This window comes from Beijerinckia mobilis, from assembly GCF_000745425.1.
GTDB classification, from domain to species: Bacteria; Pseudomonadota; Alphaproteobacteria; order Rhizobiales; family Beijerinckiaceae; genus Beijerinckia; species Beijerinckia mobilis.
Genome location: NZ_JQJH01000003.1, coordinates 65761 through 86773, shown reverse-complemented (window position 1 = coordinate 86773; position 21013 = coordinate 65761). Strand labels below are relative to the sequence as shown.

The following is a 21013-nucleotide window of genomic DNA, read 5'->3' as shown; positions in this document are numbered from 1 at the left end:
AGGGGCATGCAATCCACTCACGCCCCGCAACGGCGATAATCGCTCAGCTCATTGCTGGCCTGCGCATTAACGATCCTCAAGCCAACCGCCGGAAAAGCCCGCACGCTGGAGGCCGACGCGGATATAGCCGTTCTTTTTCATCGTTTCCCAGACGAAATTCGAGCGCCAGTTTTCGATCATCAACAGGATAGGCCCCTGGTCGATGCCGAATTGCTCGGTATCCGCCCAATAGGTCGAAGCACTGTCATAGGAGGCTTTGATGGGCGCGTTCTCGTCGACCGGAAAACTGGGATTGAAGGCATCGACGAAACCATAACGGTTATAGATGCGCGCTCCGTAGCGGTTCTTCATTTCCTCAAGCGCCGGCAGAGCGATTTCGGGCGCGAAGGCGATCGAACCACCCGCTGCCGTCGGCGCGATCGTGCCGTCATCGAAGACATAATCCTGCCCGGCGCCGCGGGCTTTATAGCCTTCGAATGTCCGCACACGGCCTTCGACAGTTTTGGTGACCGTGCCTGGCCCGTTGCAGGCGGTCAATCCCCAGATGTTTTCGCCATAATCACGCCAGCCGCCAGGATTGGCTTTGGCATAGGCGCGCTGCGCATAAGTGGCGCGCCGGCTGTTCTCAAAATAATCGAAGCCGCGATCGCGATTCCACGGATCATAGATGCCACGAAAATCCACCCAGGCGTGGCTGTATTGATGGCCAAACAAGGGCGCGAAATTCAGCAGCGTCTGATCCTGGAATTGCCCCCACTGATGATCGTAAGTGGCATTCAGCTGCTGCCAAGTCGCGGCGGGCAAGGGATGCGTGGGAGACGCGATCGCCAGAAGGTAGATCAGCATCCCTTCATTATAGCCCTCCCAATTATAGGAAATGTATTGTCCGGACGGCGTCCAGCCCATGCTGAGCAGAGGCGCTTTCTGCGGCGCCTGCATCCATGCCCAATCGATGCGGCGGTAGAGCTTATCGGCAAGCGCCCGGATCTCACGTTCATCCGGCGTATCACGACCGAAATAGGATTGCGCAAACAGAACGCCTCCCATCAGGAGAGCCGTATCGACACTTGAGGCTTCCGAGCCGTGATCAAAACGCTTGCCGGTATCACGATCGAGGAAATGATAATAAAATCCGTGAACGCCCGTCGCGCCTTCCTCGGCGTCATTCTGCGGCGCCTGCTCCAGAAACCTGAGCGTGACGAGCGTCCGCTCGATGGCCTGATCGCGCGTAATGTAATGACGCTCGACGCCAATGCCATAAGCAGTCAAGCCGAAACCAACCGCGGCAATGCTCGCGAAAGTATCATTCGACGGATAATGGTCGGGAATGAGCCCGTTGGTGGGATTGGCTGCATCCCAGAACCAGTCAAACGTCCGGCGCTCGAGATCCTCAACGAAAGGTCGCTTCTGCGGCATCTTATCGATGGGATCCGATGCGGCAAAAACCGAATAGGATTGTGCGACAAGCGCACCGGCCAACACAGATATAACGCCGAACATTTTGAGCGATTGACGCAAAGCACCCGGCAAAATGCTGGCCAACATCATGCGCGCGTGGGACACGCTTTTCAGATTGGCAATCATGGGAGATCCATCGAAATTATGTTATTCTGCTGATCCGAGAATATTATACGGAGACACTGAGGCATTGATTGGGAAACAATGGGGAATATCTCGTGGTGTTTTTGTGAATAATGTTGTCAAAACTGAAATGGATATTTTCTCAGTGAGAGAAAGCTGAGCATTTCGGCATAGCTCCGCCAGATGTACTTTTCAGGATTTGTTTTGTGCTCGGAAATTTGATTTTATTCCAACTCTCGATGAGAGAGACGCCCTGAGAATTGGATTCCAAGATTTAGCTCCGCGACCGCGAGACAAGGACTTAACGCAGCCTCACAGATCCCAACCGCCGGAACAGGCTGACTTGGTATTGGAACATCCTGCCCAAGAGGTCCGCACGATCATGGGATGCCATCCTTGTGCAAGCCTGATTTCCTCGTCTCCTTTACGGTCAGCCGACGGATGGAGAGCGGATGCCTGCGCCCCCTGCCGATTAACCCGAAGCCTTTCCAAGGGCCGATCGAGACCCCTGTTTCATTAAAGCAAGGACCCCTTCAGCGCATAGGCCGATGAAATCACATTCCGATGAGCGCTCGATCAGGATGCGGCCTCCACGGATTTTGGACGCACGAAAATAAGGAGTGGGGTTCCTGCAAGCCCTCTTTGACTGCGAAGCGTGACCTGTTATGGGGCGGGAAAGCGGTGAACACGGGCTTGTTTGGCTCTTTGCGCCACGATATGAGTTTTGCGATCACATTGATCGCCCACGTCCTGCCGCCGATGCAAAATCTTCATCATCGGCCTGCAATAAGCTCGCTTCATCATGGATCGAGGACAATCTGGAATTTTAGGTTTTACCGATGGTAACCATTTGAACCATCGATTAGACCAATCCTTCGTCCTTCTCTATGGTCCCCGCCTGTGCAACCAAGCAGCGATTGTCGCTGTCTCATGAGGAAACAAACCATGGCCACCATTGGTGAGAAAGTTCCCCCGTTCAGCGTCGTCGGCGTCAAGCCCGGCTTCGAGAAGCACGAGGAAAATGGCGAAAGCGCCTTCGAGCCCCTGACCGAGGAAAGCTTTGCCGGCAAGTGGAAGATCATCTTCTTCTATCCGAAGGACTTCACCTTCGTCTGCCCGACCGAGATCGCCGAATTCGCCCGTCTCCACAAGGAATTCGAGGATCGCAACGCGGTCGTGCTCGGCGGCTCGACCGATAATGAATTTGTCAAGCTGGCCTGGCGCCGTGATCACAAGGATCTCGCCAAGCTGCCGATCTGGTCGTTCGCTGACACCAACGGCTCGCTGACCGACGGCCTCGGCGTGCGCTCCCCGGCGGGTGTCGCCTATCGCTATACGTTCATTGTCGATCCCGACAATGTCATTCAGCACATCTACGCCAACAACCTCAACGTCGGCCGCGCCCCCAAGGACACGCTGCGCGTCCTCGACGCCCTGCAGACGGACGAACTGTGCCCCTGCAACCGCGAAGTTGGCGGCGACACCCTCAAGGTCGCGTAATTATCGCGAGCAGACGGGGTCTTCCCGTCTGCTCACAAACCCTGTGCGAGATCACTGAAATGATGTCGCCACGACATCATTTCAGTGATGTTGTCCCGCAATGTGTGAGGTCCCATGTCGATCGACAGCCTGAAAGACAAAATCCCGGATTTCGCCAAGGACGTCCGGCTCAATCTCTCCAATATGGCCAATGACGATACGCTGGGCGAACAAACCAAATATGGCCTCATGCTCGCCTGCGCCGTTGCCAGCCGCAATGCTGAGATTCTGAAGGCTTTCGACGCGGAATGCACGCCGCATCTGACGCCTGCGGCACGAGACGCGGCACTGGCGGCCGCCACGATCATGGCGATGAACAATATTTATTATCGCTTCGTTCACCTCGCCTCCAACAAATCCTACGGGACGCTGCCGGCGAAATTGCGGATGAATGTCATCGGTAATCCGGGCGTGCCGAAGGCGGATTTCGAACTCTGGGCGCTCGCCGTTTCAGCCATCAACGGCTGCGGCATGTGCATTGATTCGCATGAAAAAGTGCTGATGAAAGATGGCGTGACACAGGACACCATCCAGACCGCCGTGCGTTTCGGCGCGATCATCGTCTCGGCTGCCGTCGCTCTCGAAGCTTCCACCCTCCCAGCAGTCGCGGCGAGCTGATCCCGGATTATTCCCTGATTTTCATGCAAAAGAAGCGGCGGTGAAAACCTTCACCGCCGCTTCTTTTGTGCATGACCCCACTCTCAAGGATCAGACGACCATCCCGCCGGAAATCTCGATTCTCTGAGCATTGATCCACCGGTTATCGTCGGTCAGCAATGAGGCGACGGCGGGGCCAATATCGTCCGGCACGCCAGGACGTCCGAGCGCCGTCACACTGGCGACGAAATCATTGATCTGTTTGTTGTCGCGTACAGCGCCGCCGCCGAAATCGGTCTCGATCGCGCCAGGAGCGACGGTATTGACGGCAATGCCACGCGGTCCCAGTTCCTTGGCGAGATAGCGGGTCAACACTTCGATAGCGCCCTTCATCATCGCATAAGCGGAATAGCCCGGCAGGCTGAAGCGCGTCAGACCGCTCGATAAATTCACGATCCGGCCATTGTCGGCAATCAACGGCAACAAAGTCTGGGTCAGGAAGAACACACCTTTCACATGGATGTTCATCAGGCGGTCAAAATCAGCTTCACTCGTTTCGGCAAAGGAAGCATGGATTCCAATGCCCGCATTATTGATCAGATGATCGAAAGTCGTTCTGCCCCAGTTCCCGGCAAGCGCCTGCTTCACATCGACGGCAAAGGCACCGAAGCTCGAGCAATTACCTGTGTCGAGATGGAACATCACGCATTTGCGGCCAAGCGCCTCGATTGCGGCGACAGTCGCCTCGGCTTCCGTCTTGTTGCTATGATAAGTGCCGATGACGTCGACACCTTTCCGGGCAAGCGCAAGGGCCATATTGTGCCCCAACCCCCGGCTGGCGCCCGTCACCAGGGCAATCTTCGTGTCATTCATCGTCATCACTCAACCTCTCTGTGATGAAAGTCCGGTCTCGACAAAGCTGAGATAACTCTTTCTTCATCTGCGATAATCCGTAGCTTTTCAGGAACACTATCCGGGAATCAGCCATAATGGATCGAATCGACGCCATGCGTATCTTTGCCCGCATCGTCGAGCGCGGAAGTTTCATTCGTGCTGCGGAGGACCTCGGCCTGCCCGCTTCCACGGCGACAGATGCCGTCAAGCAGCTGGAGACACGGCTTGGCATACGGCTCTTGCAGCGCACCACGCGCCAGGTTCGCGCGACCCTGGATGGCGAAGCCTATTACCGGCGTTGCCTGACCATTCTCGATGAGATCGAGGAGGCGGAGAGTGCATTCAGCGGCGCGCGGCCGCGTGGCCTCCTGCATGTCGATGTGCAAGGCGCGCAGGCGAGGAGCTTCATCCTGCCAGCCCTGCCACGCTTTCTGGAAGATTATCCCGATCTCGAACTCTTCATGAGCGAAGGCGACCGTTTCGTCGATCTCATCCGGGAAGGCGTCGATTGCGTGTTACGCAGCGGCGAACCAAGCGAAAGTGATCTGATCGCGCGACGCATCGCCGTCTTGCCTGAAGCCACAGTTGCGTCCTCCGATTATCTCAGCCGTTTCGGTACGCCCCGAAGATGGGACAGACTCGACGGTCACCGCATGATCGGCTTCCGTTCTTCAGCCACTGGCGGCATCCTGCCGCTTGAATTCATGGTGAACGGTGTGCGCAAGACAGTCGCTTTGCCAGCTCCACTCTCGGTCAACGGCGCCGACACTTACAAGGCCGCCGCCAGACAGGGCCTCGGCCTCATACAAGTGCCGCGTTACAGCGTGGAACAAGAGCTTGCCGAAGGTACGCTAGTGGAATGCCTGCCCGATACCCCACCCTCACCGACGCCGGTTTCTGTACTCTATCCGCGCAGCCGCCAGCTCTCCCTGAGGTTGCGCGTCTTCATCGATTGGGTGGCGAAGGAATATGCCCGCCACACGGGGCCCGTGAAGAGGGTCGCCGCTTCACGCGAAAGATAACATACAAATCTAGGGTACCAGACTCATGCCGCGACATGAGGAATTTCCGGTGGAAGGCTGCTCTTGATAAGCTTCGCCAAGGCTTCCACCGCCTTGCGTCTCGGGTTGCTGGCGCGAGAGACCAGACGGACGCCGCGTCCTGTATGCGGACCAGTCAATGGCTTCGCCGTCAGACTTGGCGGCAAACTGTGTTCATCATGCAATGCCAGCGCCGGCATCAAGGTGGTGCCATATCCGGCTACCGTCATATGCACCAAGGTCTGCAAACTCGTCGCCCGGATATCCGCGAGCTGATCATCGCGTGACCGCGCATTGCGGCAGAGTTCGATCGCCTGATCGCGCAGACAATGGCCATCAGCCAGCAGCAACAATGTCTGCGGATCGATTTCTTCCGCAGCGACGGACTCCCGTTCAGCCAGAGGATGATCACGTGGAACGATCAGAAAAAAGGGCTCTTCGAATAAAAGCTCCGAGAGGAGCTGCGGCTTTTCCGGATCTGACGCGATGATCACCGCGTCGAGCTTGCCGGAAAGAACCGGCTCGATCAGCCTGTCGGTAAAATCCTCGACAAGCATGAGCGGGGTCGCCGGCAGATGTTTGCGCGCACGCGGCAGGACGAAAGGCATGAGATAGGGGCCGAGCGTTGGAATGACGCCGACCCGCAGGGCGCCTTCCATCGGATCGCGGCTCGCGCGCGCGCAGCGCATGATATCCTCGGCAGCTGCGACGGCGCGGCGTGCATGGACGAGAATTTCTTCCCCCGCCGCCGTAACGCAGACACTTTTCCCGACACGCTCGAAAATGCGCACGCCGAGTTCATCCTCAAGCTTCAGAATTTGCCCGCTCAAGGTTGGCTGGCTGATGTGGCAGGCGTCCGCAGCCCGTCCGAAATGGCCATAATTAGCCACAGCGATGATATAGTGAAGATCGCGTAGATTCATTTCATAGATTTAGACAATAGAAACTCGAAAAACAATTGCTAACAACGATGAGTCATGTCTGCCGCCGATGTTCGGTTCCATCATGATTGGAAACCCGGAAGCATTTGGAGGGTGCCAATGACCACCAATGCACGCGAAATAGCCTTGCGTCGGCTCCGGCTCCTTGCTCGCAAAAACCTCTCTGTCTATAAGCGAATCGTCTTCCGCTGTCGCGGACAAGAGGGACCAACTGCTCCATGGCGATCGAACGTACTTTTTCCATCCTGAAGCCCGATGTCACCCGCCGCAATCTGACGGGCGCCGTGAATGCCTTGATCGAAAAGGCGGGGCTCCGCATCATCGCCCAGAAGCGGGTGCTCATCACCAAGGGCCAGGCCGAGACCTTCTATGCCGTCCATCGTGAACGGCCTTTCTTCGGCGAACTGGTCGAGTCGATGATTTCCGGTCCGGTTGTCGTCCAGGTGCTCGAAGGGGAAGGCGCGATCCAGAAATATCGCGAGGTGCTCGGCGCGACCGACCCATCCAAGGCCGACCCCGGTACGATCCGCAAGGAATTCGCCCTCTCGATCGGCGAGAATTCCGCGCATGGTTCGGATGCGCCGGAAACCGCCACCATCGAAATCGCGCAATGGTTCTCCGGTAACGAACTCGTCGGCTGATCGCGAAAGCTGATCTGCAACACGCACTCTTGAATCCTGCTGATTGCTTCCAGCAGGATTCAATTTCGTCAGCGGCTGGCGGCGAGTCGCTTACACCTTATTCAGTGAAGCCCGGCAATTCCGGTATCGCTGCCTCTTCACTCACAGACTTCTATTCGTTTGTATCCGACGATACGGTGACGATTCTTCTTGCTGTAGATTGGACGGCGCCTGATATAGCAATCGCCCAGATCCCTGTATGAGCCATAGCTGCCATAAGCATAGGATGAATAGGGATATCCATAATAGCCGTAGTAGGGATAATAGCCATCATACCAGTATGGCGCATAGCCCCATCCCCAACCTCCTCCCCAGCCACCGCCACCCCATCCGCCACGAAAACCACCTCCATGGGGGCCGCCTCCAAATCCGCCACCAGGACCGCCACCACCATAGCCCCCACCGCCGTGGCCTCCACCATAGCCCCCACCGCCGTGGCCTCCACCAAATCCACCACCGCCAAAACCGCCACCATGGCCACCTCCTCCACCCCCGTGCTGAGCAGCGGCAGGAAGGCAAAAAAGAGCGACAGACCACACGGCTATAACGGCAATTAAGGTTCTCCTGGTTCGGATTCCATTATGTGGGATCATTTCACACATTCCTTGAACACAATTCAGCATCAACTCCGTCGCTTGCTCACACATGGGCATGACTGCACTTCTTGTGCAATGCGAATCACGACAGCTTGATCGGGATACCCGTCGCCCACAAAGAGCGGAAAGCGGTTGCGGCGAGGGTCGAAAGGCACCTGTGTTCAAGTCTATGTGACAAACTTCGGGGCAGTTTCTGAGGTTTCCAAAACTGCCCCATCAAGAAGACATTCTAGATCTCATATTCCGGCTGATCAGCATCCTTGCGCAACAACAAGCTGAGAATCCTTTCTTCTAAAAGCGCAAGATCCACTGATCCACGATGGCGCGGCCGCGGGAGGTCGACGTTGATATCGAAGGTGATTTTGCCGTCTTCGATCATGATGACGCGATCGGCTAGAGTCAGTGCCTCGGCGACGTCGTGGGTCACGAGCAAAGCCGTGAATTTATCCCGTTGCCAGACCCGCTCCAGCAAGCTCTGCATTTCAATGCGTGTCAGCGCATCGAGCGCACCTAATGGTTCGTCGAAGGCGAGAAGACGCGGCTTGCTGACGAGCGCGCGCGCCAGCGCAACCCGCTGCTTCTGGCCACCGGAAAGCGGGGAAGGCCATTCCTGCGCCCTGTCGCCGAGGCCGACTGCGCGCAAAGCTTCGAGCGCGGCTTCATTGTTTGCCATAGCATTTTTGCGCATGCCCAGCCCGATTTCGACATTGGCCAGCAGTCGGGCCCAGGGCAGAAGCCGTGGCTCCTGAAACATCACCCGGACAGGAGTGTTGCCTTTAACAGAAGCTTCCTCCCCGCCGAACCTAATCGTGCCGCCGGAGGGTTTGTCGAGCCCCGCGACAAGGCGCAGCAAAGTGCTCTTGCCACAGCCGCTACGGCCGACGACTGCGACGAACTGACCGGCGGGAACGAAGAGATCGAGCCCGCGCAGGATCTGTTTCGCGCCGAAGGCTTTGCCGAGCCCCTTGATCGACAGGTCCACACCCGTCACGATGGACGGCTCACGAAACAGGCCATCGAAATCCGGCCTCTGTCTGGCAGACGCTTCGCGCATGTGACTCATCCCATCAAATCCTGAAAGGCCGGATGCCATTTTAGGCAAAGTTTTTCGAGGAGACGCGCCGTCGAATCGGCCAGCTTGCCGAGTGCCGCATAGATCAACACGGAAAAGACGACGACATCGACCTGCATGAATTCGCGCGCCTGCATCGCCATATAGCCGATGCCCGATTGCGCAGCGATCGTCTCAGCGACGATCAATGTCAGCCACATGACGCCAAGACCGAAACGAAGGCCGACGAGAATAGACGGCAGGGCGCCTGGCAGGATCACCCGGCGCAGCAGGGCAAAGCTGGATAGGCCGTAACTGCGGCCCATCTCGACCAATTGCGGATCGACGTTACGGATACCATGCAGCGTATTGAGATAGATCGGAAAGAAGACGCCCAAAGCAACGAGGAAAAGTTTCGCTTCCTCCTCGATTCCGAACCACAGGATCACCAGCGGAATCAGGGCAAGGTGCGGAATGTTGCGCAGCATCTGGAAGGTCGTGTCGGTCAGGCGCTCGGAAAGCTTCGAGAGACCATTGGCGAAACCGAACACGAAGCCAATACCGCCACCGACGGCGAGACCAGCCAGAGCACGCAGGGTACTCACCCCGATATTGATGAAAAGATCACCGGACGCCGCCAGTTTCCAGCCAGCCAACGCGACATCGGCAGGTGATGGCAACACAGTGGAGGGAATTAATCCGAACGAAGAAGCAATCTGCCATGCGATGAGCAGACCGGCCGGCACGGCCCAGGCGAGCCAATCAATCTTGATGAAAAATTTGGCTAACCAGGATCCCCTCGGTCCCGACAAAGGTTCCGAGGCGGAAAGCGCCAGAGGGGCATCACTCACATTCCAGCTCCCAGCAAATTTCGACAGGTACCTCTCGCATGCGAGAGGCGAGCCGCCCTCTTAAACATTCCCCTCAAACAGAGGGAGTCCAATTCCAGACGATGTCGCGCACAACGATGCGCTTCGGCAAGAGTCCCACCTCGAAAAAATGATCAGCAGCTTTCTGCTGGCTGGTGATCGCTTCTTCGGAAAGCGGAACCATTTTATAATGCGCACGCTGGTTCGCAGTGCGTATCGCGGCAAGATCAATTCCATTGGCAGCATGGATGAAATCGGCAAGCGCATCCTGGTGCGTCGAGGCCCATCTAATTTCCTCGGCAAGCCGATCATTCAACTGGTTCAACACGGCCGGATATTTTTGCGCGAAATGACCATTGGCGAGGAAGAACTGATGCGGGCTGTGGACTTCGGCGCCGCTGGTCAAAAGGCGGACCTTTCCCTGCTGCGCTAAGGCAGCATAAGGATCCCAGATCGCCCAGACATCGATATTGCCGCGCGCAAAGGCAGCTGCCGCGTCGGCTGGCGGCAGATAGATCGGTTTGATCTCGTCATAAGAAATGCCGGCCTTCGCCAAAGCCGCAAGAACAGTCGTATGAGCACTTGAAGCCTTGGCCATGCCGATACGCTTGCCCTTCAGATCGGCCAAGGTTCGGATGGGCGAATCCTCATGAACCAGAACGGCCTCGAAATAATGTTGGGGCAGAGCCGCCGTATAGACCAGATCGGCGCCGGCCGCCTGGGCAAAGATCGGCGGGGCATCGCCGGTATAGCCGAAATCAAGGTTACCTGTGCCGATCCCTTCAAGGATCGGCGGCCCGAAAGCAAATTCAGCCCATTTGATAGCGATGCCGCGGGGATTGAAAAAAGTCTCAAGCGTTTTGCGCTGCTTGACCGCAATCAGCAGTCCCGCTTTTTGGAAGCCAATGCGGATTTCACTAGGCCCAATCGCCCCTTCAGCTCCCGCTTCCGCCTTCCCCGGATGGAATGCCAGCGCCGCTCCACCGGCCAAAGCCAGGCTCAAAAAATCACGACGAAGCATTCATCCTCCAATCCCAAGTGTAGTTCCGCTATCGCCAGAGGCGCCCGCACCTGGTGACAGAACGCAATGGGTGAGGATAATAATTTTAGTCTATAAATTTTGTCAATAATTATGACTGGGACCAGACGACACCCCAATGCATGAAATTTTCCGCGTCCCGTGAACCTTGGCGTTCGCGAAACCGTTGGCCAGAGCGCGCGAAAAACAAGGGAATCAGTCTCGGCGCGCAAGTGTGATGGAATTGATGAAGGTTACTCTTTGCGGCTTGATCTCGTCTCAGCCGCGCTCCGGCTCCGATTCCTTCACTCACGCAGGATCATCATTGGGAGAACACCATGAAACTGCAGAGCTGCATGACCAAGGATGTCAAGATCGCCTCGCCGGCGCAATCCATTGGAGAAGCCGCCAGGATGATGAAGGAAATCGACGCCGGTTTCCTGCCAGTCAGTGAAAACGACCGGCTCGTCGGCATGATCACGGATCGTGACATCGCGATGCGAGCCGTCGCTTCCGACCGAGGCCCGGATACACCGGTGCGCGATATCATGAGCAAGGAAGTTCTCTATTGTTTCGAGGACGAAGAGATCAGTGCAGCGGCGCAAAAGATGAGTCAGATGCAAATCAGGCGAATGCCTGTGCTCAATCGTGACAAACATCTCGTTGGCATCATTTCCCTTGGCGATATTTCTCACGCCGGCAGCGAGGGAAAAAACTGCTGCGGTGTGGCGCTCAGCGAAATCACCGTGCATGGCGGGAAGCACGTCCAGCATTAAGCCAATAAAAATATTGTCGCTCAGGTAGCTGCCGTCAGCTTCACGATCTGAAGTCGCAGGGACATACGTAAACCTTGCGGCTTCAGAGAGGAAAGCATTGCATTAAACCTGTTTGATAGCGGCCACAATTCTGACAAATACTATTTTATTGCATCTGATTATTTGAGAAATCTGTTGTAAATGACATTCTCAGCTGCCAAAGCCGCAATCTGCATCACCGTCATCGTTGGATTGGCGCTCCCGGATGTCGGAAAAACTGCAGCACTTGCAACCAAAAGATTTTGAACAGCATGGCAACGAAGATCGCGCCCTACGACGGAATTTGAAGGGCTATTTCCCATTCGGGCGGAACCCGCCGGATGGCAGGTATCTTCCGATATTTCAATCAAATCATCGCATAAGTTTTGATCAAGAAACCATTTTATAGGCCATGCGCGAGAAAAAGACATGGAATCCCAATATTCTTTACCCATTTGTATGACAGCACGCATCGTCTTTTCGTCTTCAGATGTACGCAGCCAATGAAGCTGTAATTCGGGAATTCCCAACGCGTCTTTGGATTCAGAGAGACTAACAGTTGATGAAAACGTTGGGACCTGCTCCACTCTCATTTCTACAACAATGTCGCTATGCTTATTCATAAATTTATTATTTATAATATGATTCCAGTAGAGTTTAGGCGTGAGATTTTCGATGCAATTTCTGGTTTCCGTTTTGAAACCTATAAATCTTTTGTAAACTAGGTCATTTGAATTATCAGATAACGGAGTATCAAAAACCCTCCTCGTCATTGTTAGATAGCCACTACCAATTTGTAAACGTTTCTGCATTTCAAAGCTGGTCTCAAAATGCAGACCACGCCGTGTTTTGTTCACGACAAATGGCATAAAGGGATATTGCGATGCCGGTGTCTCACGATTACAAAGCCTGCCGACTACGATTTTTAAGTGATCGTGGAAATAATGCCCCAATATATTATATTTAGAGAAAAACCCTTGATCGACTTTTCTATCAAGCAGAAGCAGCAATCGGGTTGCCTCTAAAGTCCCACAGGCAATAATGAAATTTTCAGCAAAGACTGTGAGGGTCTTTCCATTAAAATTTTTCGCTGAAACAGATACAACTCTCCCATTCATAACATTGATATCAAAATCATGTACGGTAGCGCTCGTCCAAACGTCTAATTTTCTGCTCTTGTAAATATCGTCTTTGAGAATGTCAGCTACATTGTAGTTCTTAAAAGTTGGGAATTTTGGCCATCTTGTCTTTAAGCCATAAGCCGATCGAGGCAAGTTTTCAGACAAGCGATGGGAGGAAAAAATACCATCCTCGTAAGAGGTGGAATCAACTCCGAAAATTTTTTCAATATCGGCTTGGTAATGCGCGATGTCGTTTTTTGTGATGGGCCACGCTTCTAGCCCAATATAATCTCTCTTTTCGAAATCATGCTCCGCAAGCGGAAGCAAACAACCTCCCCAAACAGTTGAGGTACCCCCCAGGGAACGGACTCTGCCGTCGATAGCCCGTTTATATGTTGCTGCTTGTATATTAATATTATTCAAGGACTTAAAATGCGAATTCGGTTTAACGCCTCCGCTCTCTAAAACGATAACAGGTTTTCCAGCGTCACTTAGTTTCTTTGCCGCCAACAGACCTGCCGGGCCCGCGCCAATAACACAAACAGAGGCCTCTATAGACTGGTGAGACCCTGGCGTTCCCGAGAGATCATATAACATATTTATCTCGCGATTAAATTAACCCATACATTACAAGTGCTTATATAATGCACCTGAATTATGCATTCCGCTTATAATTAAATATTTAGCGTCATCTGCTTTGATTCGGTAGGTAGTTATTAAAAAATAGCGTGTTGCAAGCTCTCCCACAGGTCAATATTCAGTCCTATATAAGTGGCAGCCGCGCCACTTTGTCCTGAAACCTTGGAATTCTCATGGCTTGGCTTATTCTCGTCATTGCCGGACTATTTGAAATCGTTTGGGCAATCGGCCTCAAATATACTCAGGGATTTACTCTTTTCATTCCGAGCGCCATCACTGTGGCGGCTATGATCGCAAGCGTCCTCCTGCTCGGCTTCGCCGTAAGGTCGCTACCAATTGGAACCGCTTATGCTGTTTGGACAGGTATAGGCGCGGCCGGCACAGTCATTATCGGCATCCTTCTCTTCGATGAACCTGCGACATGGCTGCGTCTTGCCAGCATTGGTCTCGTTCTGGCCGGCATTGCGGGCTTGAAACTCGCTTCCTGAGCGCGCGCATCAGCTAGCGGCCCAGAAATGATTTCCAAGGAACGTTCGAGCGGATATCTAGCATTGCGCAGTGCAAGGCCTCACCGAATATCGCCTCTTCAAACATTCCTATTCGTTATGGGAATAACCCTACATGCCGGGCTCATAATGCCATCGTCATCCGATCATGCGTAATTGTATCCACTCTGCTTTCCCGCAGCGATCATCGTCAACATATACAACCACTCCGAATAAATAAGGTTGTATACTATTATAAACCATTGGAATATAATGATTTATGAGGACAAAGCCGCGAGCGTCCCGCGGCATTCGGCTACGACGATATTCATGACGGAAGTCCCGTTCGCCTGCAGGAAGCGCGGGCACAGTCACTTGCGTTTTGACTGCGGCTTTGGCGAATGCGGAAACTCAAGACCCATTTCACGGTAGCGCTCGGGATCTTCGGTCCAGTTTTCGCGCACTTTCACGAATAGGAACAGATGCACATTCTGTTCGGCCGCCTCGGCGATATCCTTGCGTGCCGCCTGCCCTATCGCCTTGATCGTGCGGCCGCCCTCGCCAATGACAATCTTTTTGTGCCCTTCCCGCATCACGTAAATCGTCTGCTCAATCCGCGCGGAACCATCCGGCAGATCCTTCCACAGCACGGTTTCGACCGTCGATTGATAGGGAAGCTCGTCATGCAAACGCTCAAAAATCTTTTCGCGCGTGATTTCCGCCGCCAGCATCCGTAGAGGTGCGACCGAAATCTGATCTTCCGGATAGAGCCATGGCCCCTTCTTCATCATCTCCGCGAGAGCGGTCTTGAGCTTCTCGACGCCATGGCCACGCAAGGCAGAAATCATGAACGTATCGGAAAATTGCGCGCGCTGATTGAGTTCCGCCGTCAATTGGAGAAGACGGGGTGGCTCAATCGTATCGATCTTGTTCAGGACCAGGATTTTTCTTGCTGTAACCAGAGGCAATTTTTCAAGAATTGCCTCGACCTCGTCGTCGATCCCCTTACGCGCATCAACGAGCAAGGCGACGACATCGGCATCCCCTGCCCCGCCCCAGGCGGAAGAGACCATCGCCTGATCAAGCCGTCTTTTCGGCGCGAAAATGCCGGGTGTATCGACGAAAATGATTTGCGCCGAACCTTCCGTCGCAATACCGCGAACAAGGCTGCGCGTCGTCTGCACCTTGCGTGAGACGATCGAAACTTTGGCGCCAACAAGAATATTGATCAGCGTCGATTTACCGGCATTAGGCGCGCCGATCAGCGCGACAAATCCGCATCGTGGCGCCGCGCCAGTGTTCGGGATTTCCTCCGGGGTCGTCACGCAGCGCCCTTTTGTTTTTCCTGAATGCCTTCACGCTCGATAAAATGCGCCGCCGCTGCTTGTTCCGCAAGGCGCTTTGAAAGCCCCTTCGCCTGCACTTCGGCAAAACCGGGTACGCAGACTGCTATCGTGAACTCTGGGGCGTGATCGGGCCCGCAACGACTGATCTCGCGATAGAGTGGAGTGGCATGGCCGCGTGACTGCGCCCATTCCTGCAACACCGTCTTGGCATCGCGCAGCGGACGCCGTGGAGAACGCATTCTTGCCTCGAAGGCCGTGCTGATCACTTGCCGCGCGGCGTCATAGCCGGCATCCAGGAAGACCGCGCCAATGATCGATTCGCATATATCACCGAGAATAGCTTTCTTGGTGGTACCAATCTGGCGTTCGCTGTCGCCCAACCGAACGAAAGGTCCGACTCCCCATTCCAGGGCGACCTCGGCACAGCTTTCCTTGCGCACGAGATCAGCAAGCCGGCGCGACAATTCCCCCTCTTCGGCATCGGGAAAAGTCGCATAAAGCATTTCAGCAATCACGAGGCCAAGCACACGGTCGCCGAGGAATTCCAGCCTTTGATAAGTCTCACGGCGCGCACCGACGGTGACGCTGACATGGGTCAGCGCCGTGGCGAGCAGATCCCGCATGGCGAAGCAATGGCCAATCCGCTGCTCCAAAGGCCCGAGGTCTTGTTTATGTTTGGTCATTTACTTCACGGTTTGGAAAATGCGGCCCCAGCGCACCGTCCAAGGCCATTTCCAAAATGCCCAGGCGGGCTGATCCTTGTCGATTGAGAAGAAGATGATTTCAGCCCGTCCGACAAGATTATCGAAAGGCACATAGCCAACACCTTTATCCTCCGGGGCAACGCGGCTGTCTGTCGAATTGTCGCGGTTGTCACCCATCATGAAGTAATGGTTCGGCGGAACAGTAAAGACCTGGGTATTATCGTTAAAACCCTTGTCTCCCTGAATCTCGATGATCGTGTGGCTGACTCCGCCAGGCAAGGTTTCGCGATAGGTCGGCACCTCTGTCACGTGGCCATAAAAATCCTCGGTGCGGAAGGGAACGATCGGCTCGCGCGGCACGAGTTCATCATTGATGTAGAGACGGCCATCACGCATCTGAATCCTGTCGCCCGGCAGACCAATGACGCGCTTGATGTAATCGGTCTGACCGTCCGATGGCAGTTTGAAAACGACGACATCCCCACGCTTGGGGGGCGCGCCGAACAGCCGGCCGGAGATCAGGGGTGGACTGAACGGCAGCGAATGGCTCGAATAACCATAGGCATATTTCGAAACGAAGAGATAATCACCGATCAGCAAAGTCGGGATCATCGATCCCGAAGGAATGTTGAAGGGCTGGAACAGAAGGGTGCGAACGACCAGGGCGATCAGAAGCGCCTGAATGATGACCTTGACCGTTTCGCCGACGCCTCCGGTCTCCTTGGAAGGCTTTGCTCCAAGACCCTTGTCCACGCTCTTTCCTTCCAACCGCGTCGGCTCCATCATCATCTTTCCCAGGCCCTCTGGCCACGCTGCCTCACTCAGGCCTACCGGCTCTTAGCATGCGGCGATGCAAGGGTACAGGACCACCTGACGCGCATGATATAATGATAATTTAGACAGATTTCGCCATCCACGCGTTGAGGATCGCCTTGCAAGGGGATCGCGGAATTGCCGTTTCCCGACGAGAATCTTGTCATCCAGCAAAACAATAACGCTCACCCAGCCAACTCCGCCTCACTGCGGGATTACCGGATCAGTTTGCTGCAGCGCTTCAATAATGACCTGAGCTTGCGCAAGGGGAAATTCATCGGTCAGCGTCAGGTGGATCATCGTCTGATAGCCAGGCGGCGTCAAAAGGACGAGACGTTCCGCCGCTCCTCCCGTCAGGGCCATGGTCGGCTTGCCGGATGGGAGATTCACCACTCCCATGTCACGCCAGAAGACCCCTTGCGTCATGCCTGTGCCGAGGGCCTTCGCACAGGCTTCCTTCGCGGCAAAACGTTTGGCATAGGATGCGGCGCGCGACGGGCGCCCTTCCGATTTGCTCCGCTCGATATCCGTGAAACAGCGTTGGATGAACCGTTCGCCGAATCGTTCCAGCGACTCTTCGATTCGCCGAATATCACAGAGATCATTGCCGAAACCGATGATCATCGACGTTCATACACCTAGTCTGCAGCCTGCGCGCATCCGGCATCCATGGCGGCGCGCATTTCTGCAATCGTTTTCGGCAAGCCGACGAAAATCGCCTCGCCGATGAGGAAATGGCCGATATTCAATTCGACGATCTCGGGCAAGGCACAGATGGTCCGCGCCGTGTCGTAATCCAGTCCGTGACCTGCATGGCATTCGAGCCCCAGGGACGCAGTATGTGCGGCCGCGAGGCGCAATCGCTCGAATTCGCTGTTTGCCTTCTCATTTTCGCCCATCTCCACCGCGTAACACCACGCACCGGTATGGAGTTCGACGACCGGAGCTCCGATCGCGGCGGCAGCCTCTATCGCTTCGAGGGATGGTTCAATGAAGAGGGAGACACGAACGCCAGCTCGGCCTAATTCGGCAACAAAAGGTTTCAGCGTCGGCATGCCGCCGATCACATCCAGACCACCTTCCGTCGTACGCTCCGTGCGACGCTCGGGCACAAGGCATGCGGCATGCGGTTTGATTTTCAGCGCAATATCCAGCATCTGCGCGGTCGCCGCCATTTCGAAATTCAGCGGCTTGTCGATCGCCGCCTTGACCGCGATGAGATCCGCATCCTGTATGTGGCGCCGATCTTCACGCAAATGAGCGGTGATACCATCCGCACCGGCCTCGATCGCAAGGAGTGCCGCTCGCACAGGATCGGGCCGCGCGCCACCGCGCGCATTGCGCAAGGTCGCTACATGATCAATATTGAGCCCGAGCCGGATAGAGCGCCTTGGTCCGGAGGCACCCGATCCCCCTATCGCCAATCCCGCATTCTCAAGGGCCATCAGCCGTTCACCCTTTCCACATGATGCACCACCGGACGTACACGCAATTGTTGCATGATCATATTCAGATGTTTGAGGTCATTGACCTCGACATCGATAATGATCTCGCGAAAGTCCGGGGAAATCGGTTTCATGACGACATTGTCGATATTTGCCCCGGCCTCACCAATCACCGTTGCGATCGTTCCGAGTGTGCCGGGCTCGTTGATGGCGGTCACCTTGATTTCGGCGGGGAAAAACTCCTGGCCACCTTCCTCGATATCCCAACGGACATCGAGCCAGCGCTCCGGCTGCTCATCGAAAGCGGTAAGGTCAGGCGCCTGAATGGGATAGATCGTGATCCCTTCGCCCGGGGTCAATATGCCGACGATCCGATCACCCGGCACGGCTCCACCATGTGGGGCGAAACGCACTGGAAGATCGCCCTGTAAACCGCGAATGGGGATCGATTTTCTGTCACTCTCGCCCTCCGGCCCGGGAACCTTGAAAACAAGACCAGAAGCTTTCTTGATTCCAAACCATCCGGGCTCGCCGCGCTGGCGGGAGAGAGGAGTTGCTGTCTTGCGTTCATCGACGAACTCAGGATAGACGGCCTTGACCACATCCCCTGAAAACATTTCGCCGCGTCCGACTGCTGCCAGAACATCATCGATCGTCGAGCGAGCCAGACGCGGGAGAGCATTTTTCAATTTCTCGTCGCTGAACGGCTTGCCCGCCCGTTCGAAGGCTCGCGTCACGATCTGTCGCCCGAGCCCGGCATATTGCGCCCGCACTGCATCTCGCGTCGCCCGCCTGATAGCCGAACGGGCCTTGCCAGTCATAACCAGGCTTTCCCAAACAGCAGGCGGAACCTGTCCGGGCGCGCTGGCGATCTCGACCTCATCACCGTTTTGTAATTCCGACGACAAAGGCGCATGCCGGCCATTGATCTTGGCTCCGACCGCCGTATTGCCAAGTTCAGTATGAACAGCATAGGCGAAATCAATCGGTGTAGCCCCCCGCGGCAAAGCGATGAGACGCCCCTGAGGCGTGAAGCAGAAAACCTGATCGTGAAACAGTTCAAGTTTCGTATGTTCGAGGAATTCTTCCGGTGTATCGCCATCCGCAAGAAGAGCAATCGTCCGGCGTAACCATTGATAGGCACGGCTCTCGCTCGTCAGACCGAGCCGGTCGGCCCGCAAACCATCTTTGTAGAAGCCATGCGCGGCAATGCCATTGCGGGCGATTTCATGCATCAGCTCGGTGCGCACCTGCAATTCTGCACGCTGACGCCCTGGCCCCACAACGGTCGTATGAATCGACTGGTAATCATTGGGCTTGGGCGTGGAAATGTAATCCTTGAAACGGCCCGGCACCACGGCCCATTTTGTATGAACGACGCCGATGACGCGATAACAATCCTCCACCGTCGGCACAATGACGCGAAAGCCGAAAATATCGGACAATTGCTCGAACGAGATCGATTTACGCTCCATCTTGCGCCAGACGGAATAGGGCTGTTTCTGGCGCCCTTCGACCTTGGCGGTAATGCCGCGTTCGGCAAGTTCGCGCGTCAGCTCTTCCTCGATCGTGGTGATAATGCGTCCGTTTTTCTTTCTAAGATCTTCGAGCCGTCCGGCGATCATCTCATAGGCCTCCGGCATGAGATGTTTGAAAGCCAGATTTTCCAGCTCGTCACGCATGTGCTGCATACCCATACGACCCGCGAGTGGCGCATAAATATCCAGCGTTTCCTCGGCAATACGGGCGCGTTTTTCAGGCGGGACGAAATGCAGCGTCCGCATATTGTGCAACCGGTCGGCAAGCTTGACGAGCAGAACCCGGACATCCTCGGCGATCGCCAGGAGAAGCTTGCGGAAATTTTCCGCCTGAGCCGCCCGTTTCGAAACAAGATCGAGTTTTTTGAGTTTGGTCAAACCATCGACGAGCTTGCCGATCGCAGGACCGAATAAACGGTCAATTTCCTCACGAGTGGAATCGGTATCCTCGATCGTGTCATGAAGCACGGCCGCGATGATGGTCGCGTCATCAAGCTTCATATCCGTGAGGATGGCGGCAACTTCCAGCGGGTGCGAAAAATAAGGATCGCCCGATGCCCGCTTCTGCATGCCATGCGCCTTCATCGCATAGACATAGGCGCGGTTGAGCGCCGCCTCATCCGTATGGGGATTATAGCGGCGGACACGATCAACAAGTTCGTACTGCCGCATCATTTCGAGAACAAACCGCCTATTTCCAAAACGCATTCGGCAACGCTTCCAACGAGGCCATCAAACCTCCGGAAACGCCGCCGAAAAACAAGATGCGCTAAATCGGAAACGTACATCACGCAAAAATTTTCTGAAAAAAATTTTAATTTTGCGGGAATCACCCGATTTATAAGCCCGGTTTCATTCCCCATCGTCCTCAGTCGCCGCCGGAGGCACCAGCCCTTCGAGACCGCGCAGCAGATCCTCCTCAGTCATCCGATCGAACTGAATATCACCCATGGCATCGGACTGCGCTGCTTCCGGAGCCGACGACAAAGCCGGAACAGCCTCGGCCTCGGGCTCGTCGACCTCCACATGTTTCTGCAAGGACTGGATAAAATCCTCCTTGAGATCTTCAGGGGTCAATGTTTCGTCGGCGATTTCGCGAAGCGCGACCACCGGATTTTTGTCGTTGTCACGTTCAACAGTGATCGGCGTTCCCGAAGCGATCATCCGAGCCCGATGACTGGCGAGCAGAACAAGTTCGAAACGATTCTCGACTTTGTCGACACAATCTTCGACGGTGACGCGGGCCATGCTGCGCACTCTCCTGGAAAAAACCTTACCTGCACGAGAAGCAGGATGGGAAACCAAAAGAATTCCATATACAC

At 55.2% G+C, this 21013-nt stretch carries 21 protein-coding genes; 6 read left to right on the top strand and 15 right to left on the bottom strand.

What is annotated here, in order from left to right:
• Positions 1-66: 66 nt before the first annotated feature.
• Positions 67-1584, bottom strand: coding sequence for a glucoamylase family protein (locus tag DL88_RS04430; RefSeq protein WP_210165264.1), 1518 nt, complete (start codon positions 1582-1584; stop codon positions 67-69).
• Positions 1585-2526: 942 nt separating this feature from the next.
• On the opposite strand from DL88_RS04430, the gene DL88_RS04425 reads away from it, so the two are divergent.
• Both DL88_RS04425 and ahpD read left to right on the top strand, forming a co-directional pair.
• A complete protein-coding gene (locus DL88_RS04425) occupies positions 2527-3081 on the top strand; it encodes a peroxiredoxin (protein ID WP_034992559.1) in 555 nt (184 codons plus the stop codon).
• A 114-nt stretch (positions 3082-3195) separates the two neighbouring features.
• Positions 3196-3738 carry an alkylhydroperoxidase, AhpD family gene (gene ahpD, locus DL88_RS04420; protein ID WP_034992556.1) on the top strand — a complete coding sequence of 181 codons (543 nt, stop codon included), beginning with the start codon at positions 3196-3198 and terminating at the stop codon, positions 3736-3738.
• 90 nt (positions 3739-3828) lie between these two features.
• On the opposite strand, the gene DL88_RS04415 is transcribed toward ahpD, so the two are convergent.
• Complete coding sequence (locus tag DL88_RS04415; RefSeq protein WP_034992551.1) at positions 3829-4596, bottom strand: SDR family NAD(P)-dependent oxidoreductase; 768 nt, start codon at positions 4594-4596, stop codon at positions 3829-3831.
• Between the two features lie 110 nt (positions 4597-4706).
• On the opposite strand from DL88_RS04415, the gene DL88_RS04410 reads away from it, so the two are divergent.
• Positions 4707-5633: a LysR family transcriptional regulator gene (locus DL88_RS04410; RefSeq protein WP_034992549.1), complete on the top strand. Its 927-nt coding sequence runs from the start codon at positions 4707-4709 to the stop codon at positions 5631-5633.
• Between the two features lie 23 nt (positions 5634-5656).
• Here DL88_RS04410 and DL88_RS04405 read toward each other — a convergent pair whose 3' ends face one another.
• Entirely contained in the window at positions 5657-6574 is a 918-nt protein-coding gene (locus DL88_RS04405) for a LysR substrate-binding domain-containing protein (RefSeq protein WP_034992546.1), read from the bottom strand.
• A 236-nt stretch (positions 6575-6810) separates the two neighbouring features.
• On the opposite strand from DL88_RS04405, the gene ndk reads away from it, so the two are divergent.
• Positions 6811-7233: a nucleoside-diphosphate kinase gene (gene ndk, locus DL88_RS04400; protein ID WP_034992543.1), complete on the top strand. Its 423-nt coding sequence runs from the start codon at positions 6811-6813 to the stop codon at positions 7231-7233.
• A gap of 137 nt (positions 7234-7370) precedes the next feature.
• On the opposite strand, the gene DL88_RS04395 is transcribed toward ndk, so the two are convergent.
• The 4 genes from DL88_RS04395 to DL88_RS04380 all read right to left on the bottom strand — a co-directional run bounded on the left by DL88_RS04395 (position 7371) and on the right by DL88_RS04380 (position 10809).
• On the bottom strand, positions 7371-7811 hold the full coding sequence (locus tag DL88_RS04395; RefSeq protein WP_169741536.1) for a hypothetical protein: 441 nt from the start codon (positions 7809-7811) through the stop codon (positions 7371-7373).
• 286 nt (positions 7812-8097) lie between these two features.
• A complete protein-coding gene (locus tag DL88_RS04390; RefSeq protein WP_370736384.1) occupies positions 8098-8922 on the bottom strand; it encodes an ATP-binding cassette domain-containing protein in 825 nt (274 codons plus the stop codon).
• A gap of 5 nt (positions 8923-8927) precedes the next feature.
• A complete protein-coding gene (gene ssuC, locus DL88_RS04385) occupies positions 8928-9731 on the bottom strand; it encodes an aliphatic sulfonate ABC transporter permease SsuC (RefSeq protein ID WP_051955626.1) in 804 nt (267 codons plus the stop codon).
• Between the two features lie 112 nt (positions 9732-9843).
• Positions 9844-10809 (bottom strand): aliphatic sulfonate ABC transporter substrate-binding protein, encoded by a 966-nt coding sequence (locus DL88_RS04380; RefSeq protein WP_034992534.1) that lies wholly within the window; start codon positions 10807-10809, stop codon positions 9844-9846.
• A 335-nt stretch (positions 10810-11144) separates the two neighbouring features.
• Between DL88_RS04380 and DL88_RS04375 the strand changes: the two genes are divergently transcribed.
• Positions 11145-11582, top strand: coding sequence for a CBS domain-containing protein (locus DL88_RS04375; RefSeq protein ID WP_034992531.1), 438 nt, complete (start codon positions 11145-11147; stop codon positions 11580-11582).
• 158 nt (positions 11583-11740) lie between these two features.
• Here the strand turns inward: DL88_RS04375 and DL88_RS04370 are convergent, their stop codons facing one another.
• Positions 11741-13318, bottom strand: a complete 1578-nt coding sequence (locus tag DL88_RS04370; RefSeq protein ID WP_084704927.1) for a GMC oxidoreductase — start codon at positions 13316-13318, stop codon at positions 11741-11743.
• A gap of 215 nt (positions 13319-13533) precedes the next feature.
• Between DL88_RS04370 and sugE the strand changes: the two genes are divergently transcribed.
• Complete coding sequence (sugE, locus tag DL88_RS04365; RefSeq protein WP_034992526.1) at positions 13534-13848, top strand: quaternary ammonium compound efflux SMR transporter SugE; 315 nt, start codon at positions 13534-13536, stop codon at positions 13846-13848.
• Positions 13849-14216: 368 nt separating this feature from the next.
• On the opposite strand, the gene era is transcribed toward sugE, so the two are convergent.
• The 7 genes from era to rpoZ all read right to left on the bottom strand — a co-directional run bounded on the left by era (position 14217) and on the right by rpoZ (position 20939).
• Positions 14217-15170 carry a GTPase Era gene (gene era / locus DL88_RS04360; RefSeq protein ID WP_034992524.1) on the bottom strand — a complete coding sequence of 318 codons (954 nt, stop codon included), beginning with the start codon at positions 15168-15170 and terminating at the stop codon, positions 14217-14219.
• Positions 15167-15874 (bottom strand): ribonuclease III, encoded by a 708-nt coding sequence (gene rnc / locus DL88_RS04355; protein ID WP_034992522.1) that lies wholly within the window; start codon positions 15872-15874, stop codon positions 15167-15169. The genes era and rnc overlap by 4 nt, the downstream gene beginning before the upstream one ends.
• On the bottom strand, positions 15875-16681 hold the full coding sequence (gene lepB, locus DL88_RS04350; RefSeq protein WP_210165270.1) for a signal peptidase I: 807 nt from the start codon (positions 16679-16681) through the stop codon (positions 15875-15877).
• Positions 16682-16912: 231 nt separating this feature from the next.
• Positions 16913-17332, bottom strand: a complete 420-nt coding sequence (gene acpS, locus DL88_RS04345; protein ID WP_034992519.1) for a holo-ACP synthase — start codon at positions 17330-17332, stop codon at positions 16913-16915.
• Positions 17333-17346: 14 nt separating this feature from the next.
• Positions 17347-18153, bottom strand: a complete 807-nt coding sequence (locus tag DL88_RS04340) for a pyridoxine 5'-phosphate synthase (RefSeq protein ID WP_051955582.1) — start codon at positions 18151-18153, stop codon at positions 17347-17349.
• On the bottom strand, positions 18153-20366 hold the full coding sequence (locus DL88_RS04335; protein ID WP_034992951.1) for a RelA/SpoT family protein: 2214 nt from the start codon (positions 20364-20366) through the stop codon (positions 18153-18155). The genes DL88_RS04340 and DL88_RS04335 overlap by 1 nt, the downstream gene beginning before the upstream one ends.
• 177 nt (positions 20367-20543) lie before the next feature.
• Positions 20544-20939 carry a DNA-directed RNA polymerase subunit omega gene (gene rpoZ, locus DL88_RS04330; protein WP_034992517.1) on the bottom strand — a complete coding sequence of 132 codons (396 nt, stop codon included), beginning with the start codon at positions 20937-20939 and terminating at the stop codon, positions 20544-20546.
• Positions 20940-21013 lie beyond the last annotated feature (74 nt).

Coding starts and splice junctions, on each gene's coding strand:
- DL88_RS04430 (WP_210165264.1), bottom strand. CDS start 1,584: ATGATTGCCAATCTGAAAAGCGTGTCCCACGCGCGCATGATGTTGGCC.
- DL88_RS04425 (WP_034992559.1), top strand. CDS start 2,527: ATGGCCACCATTGGTGAGAAAGTTCCCCCGTTCAGCGTCGTCGGCGTC.
- ahpD (WP_034992556.1), top strand. CDS start 3,196: ATGTCGATCGACAGCCTGAAAGACAAAATCCCGGATTTCGCCAAGGAC.
- DL88_RS04415 (WP_034992551.1), bottom strand. CDS start 4,596: ATGACGATGAATGACACGAAGATTGCCCTGGTGACGGGCGCCAGCCGG.
- DL88_RS04410 (WP_034992549.1), top strand. CDS start 4,707: ATGGATCGAATCGACGCCATGCGTATCTTTGCCCGCATCGTCGAGCGC.
- DL88_RS04405 (WP_034992546.1), bottom strand. CDS start 6,574: ATGAATCTACGCGATCTTCACTATATCATCGCTGTGGCTAATTATGGC.
- ndk (WP_034992543.1), top strand. CDS start 6,811: ATGGCGATCGAACGTACTTTTTCCATCCTGAAGCCCGATGTCACCCGC.
- DL88_RS04390 (WP_370736384.1), bottom strand. CDS start 8,922: ATGCGCGAAGCGTCTGCCAGACAGAGGCCGGATTTCGATGGCCTGTTT.
- DL88_RS04380 (WP_034992534.1), bottom strand. CDS start 10,809: ATGCTTCGTCGTGATTTTTTGAGCCTGGCTTTGGCCGGTGGAGCGGCG.
- DL88_RS04375 (WP_034992531.1), top strand. CDS start 11,145: ATGAAACTGCAGAGCTGCATGACCAAGGATGTCAAGATCGCCTCGCCG.
- DL88_RS04370 (WP_084704927.1), bottom strand. CDS start 13,318: ATGTTATATGATCTCTCGGGAACGCCAGGGTCTCACCAGTCTATAGAG.
- sugE (WP_034992526.1), top strand. CDS start 13,534: ATGGCTTGGCTTATTCTCGTCATTGCCGGACTATTTGAAATCGTTTGG.
- rnc (WP_034992522.1), bottom strand. CDS start 15,874: ATGACCAAACATAAACAAGACCTCGGGCCTTTGGAGCAGCGGATTGGC.
- lepB (WP_210165270.1), bottom strand. CDS start 16,681: ATGATGGAGCCGACGCGGTTGGAAGGAAAGAGCGTGGACAAGGGTCTT.
- acpS (WP_034992519.1), bottom strand. CDS start 17,332: ATGATCATCGGTTTCGGCAATGATCTCTGTGATATTCGGCGAATCGAA.
- DL88_RS04340 (WP_051955582.1), bottom strand. CDS start 18,153: ATGGCCCTTGAGAATGCGGGATTGGCGATAGGGGGATCGGGTGCCTCC.
- DL88_RS04335 (WP_034992951.1), bottom strand. CDS start 20,366: ATGATGCGGCAGTACGAACTTGTTGATCGTGTCCGCCGCTATAATCCC.
- rpoZ (WP_034992517.1), bottom strand. CDS start 20,939: ATGGCCCGCGTCACCGTCGAAGATTGTGTCGACAAAGTCGAGAATCGT.